The 2,732-nt window shown below is 45.9% G+C and carries 3 protein-coding genes; 1 reads left to right on the forward strand and 2 read right to left on the reverse strand.

Annotated features, from left to right (window positions below; translation table 11 throughout):
- Positions 1 to 192 (forward strand): hypothetical protein (locus F6J99_RS43945; RefSeq protein WP_293123466.1); only part of this gene is annotated, 192 nt, incomplete at its 5' end.
- A gap of 389 nt (positions 193 to 581) precedes the next feature.
- On the opposite strand, the gene F6J99_RS43950 is transcribed toward F6J99_RS43945, so the two are convergent.
- Both F6J99_RS43950 and F6J99_RS43955 read right to left on the reverse strand, forming a co-directional pair.
- Positions 582 to 872: a hypothetical protein gene (locus F6J99_RS43950; protein ID WP_293123469.1), complete on the reverse strand. Its 291-nt coding sequence runs from the start codon at positions 870 to 872 to the stop codon at positions 582 to 584.
- 363 nt (positions 873 to 1,235) lie between these two features.
- Positions 1,236 to 2,540: a nif11-class peptide radical SAM maturase 3 gene (locus F6J99_RS43955; protein WP_293123472.1), complete on the reverse strand. Its 1,305-nt coding sequence runs from the start codon at positions 2,538 to 2,540 to the stop codon at positions 1,236 to 1,238.
- Between the last annotated feature and the right edge of the window lie 192 nt (positions 2,541 to 2,732).

Below are 2,732 nucleotides of genomic sequence, written 5' to 3' on the forward strand. Positions count from 1 at the left end.
AAGCTGCCACCAGCAATTACACTGGAGCCAAAAAGATACTTAGGAGCCGTATGCGGTGAAAGTCGCACGTACGGTTCTGGAACGGAGGTGCCCCGGATAATACCGGGCATCGACCGCAACAGCAACTGGGTCAGAAGTTACCGCAAGAATAAGGCAGCCTTTATGGTTGGTCGGCTATGGGTAAAGGGTTAAAACTTTATGATTAAGGCTGCCTTATTCTAAGGTTTCGTCTCCGGAAAGATGAAGCGTCAAAAATCACGCTCATCAGACGGGTCTGCTGAAACCCCGTCCCTCAATAGGGCGGGGTAGTTCATGTGGACAAATCTGATACTATAGCGCTTTTAAATTCGCTGAGGTACACAATTTTATGATTTTAGGGAAGAGGGAACAGGGAATCGGGAATCGGGAATCGGGTAAAAATATTGTGTACCTAATAAGTATCCAAAACGCTATTATATTTAAAATTTAATTCCCAAATTGACTAATCGTAAGACGTGAAAACACAAACTATTTCATAGTGTTGGGAGTCGGGAATCGGGAATTGGGAATCGGGAGTCGGTAATTCACCTATTTAATAAATACTATAAAGCTCTTTTCCCTGTTCCCTGTTCCCTGTTCCCTTTATTGGCTGCTTCTTTCTCAATTTTGTCTAAAGCAATCTTAGCTTTTAAAAGAACTCTCCAATAGGCTAAATTACTAGTCCATGCTGTTCGAGGTAACAAGGTAGTAAGAGATTTGTCTGGAGTCTGAGAGTTATCAAGGGATGGTTCTAATGAGTTAGTTTTATCCTGCATAGTGGTATATAGCGTTTGGATCTGGGTTGTAAACACACGAATTGCTGAAAAAGGCAAAAGGCAAAAGGCAAAAGGCAAGAGGCAAAAGGCAAGAGGGGAAAGAGATCCTCAGTTTTATTGTCCAAGAAAAAAAGACCTTCTAGGTTGACATCTCAAATACAAATGCTATAGGATTTTTAGTTTAGATGTAAACAATTGATATAAACAGGGAGTAGGGAGTAGGGAGTAGGGAGTAGGGAGTAGTCAACAGTAATAATATTTGATTATTTAAGTACTTAAATTGATTGTTGTTACTTCTGATATTAAGTTTTTTTGTACTGGTTTAATATCTCATTTAAATTGAGACGTTACCGAAAAAGGCCGCCAAGTCTATAGTTTTTTTTCATAGCAATAAGGTACACATATTTTTTTCCCTATTCCCGACTCCCGACTCCCGACTCCCTATTGCCTACTCCCTACTCCCTGCTCCCTACTCCCTACTCCCTGCTCCCTACTCCCTGCTCCCTGCTCCCTGCTCCCTAAAAAATCTCCTGACCACTGAATCCGATCAGCAGTAAAGTGAAGGGGGTCATTGTTTGGCCAAGGGGTGTTAATGGGCTCTTCAATAATTTCAAATTCACCGTTATCAAAGGGAAGTCCTTGGGCTTTTACTTTAGGCACAACTCGCTCTCGAATTCCTTGAGATGCTTGGGTTAAGGCCCGATGGTGACAGTAAGGATTATTCCCTCTGCGGTCAAAGAACACATGAGCGGTCCAAGAGCAACCACCGCGACATAGTTCAGCAAATTCGCAAGTCTTGCAGAAGCCCCACAGATGGGATGTCCCTTTGGGAGTATCGGCTCCTAGGTTAAACCGCAATTCTTCGGTTTCTTCAATAATTGTCCTGAGGGAGTGGTCTCGGATATTACCTCCGGTGTAGGCTGAAGTCGGTAAGGACGGGCAACCTTTGATCGCACCATCCGCTTCAATGCCCAAGGTAGAGAGTCCAGCTTGGCATCCCTGCCAAAATGTCCAGGGATTGCTCTCTCCTCGCCCTCGCAGTAGTCGCTCGTAGGGACCGTAATAGCCTACATTATTTCCGGCCTGTACTTTCACCCCTTCCCTATAAGCCCGCTCAACTACACGAGCAATCATGGGATATAAATCCAGCAGTTCATAGGGTTGGAGCAGAATGTCATAATTGTCAGCTGCATTTCCCATGGGTACAGTTAACTGAATCTGCCAGGCAAAGATTCCTGCATCCCGAAGCAGCTGGTAAATCTGGGGAAATTGTGGTGCGCTGAGCCGATTGATTTGGGTATTGCAGCCGAAAGGAATACCGGCTTGCTTGAGATGGCTCATGGTCTTAAATGCCCATTGCCAAGACCCCTTTCTCCCCCGTAGGCGGTCGTGGGTTGGTTCTAAGCCATCCACAGAAACGGAAACTACCCGAATTCCAGCCTCTTTCATCCGGCGGGCTGTCTCTAAACTAATCCCAAAGCCACCAGTGGTCATACCACAAACCATTCCTGCGTCGGTAATGGCTTTGGCAATCTCTAGCCAGTCCGGACGTAAGAAGGCTTCACCCCCAATTAAGGTGACTTCTGTAATCCCGACTTCGGCCATCTGTCTGACCAGATCTAGAGCTTCTGCTGTAGACAGTTCTTTTTCCCGTGTATGACCAGCACGAGAACCACAGTGCTGACAAGCTAGGTTGCATTTAAGAGTAATTTCCCAAACCGCATAACTAATTCGGCGATAAGTCATAACTATATAGGGTTTTTAAATCAGATGTAAAAATAGGATTGATGGTAAAAGGGAGCAGGGAGCAGGGAGTAGGGAGATGGGGAGATGGGGAGATGGGGAGATGGGGAGATGGGGAGATGGGGAGATGGGGAGATGGGGAGATGGGGAGAGGGGGAGGTGGGGGGATGGGGAGATGGGGAGATGGGGAGCACA

It is taken from the genome of Moorena sp. SIO4G3 (assembly GCF_010692305.1).
Lineage (GTDB): Bacteria > Cyanobacteriota > Cyanobacteriia > Cyanobacteriales > Coleofasciculaceae > Moorena > Moorena producens_A.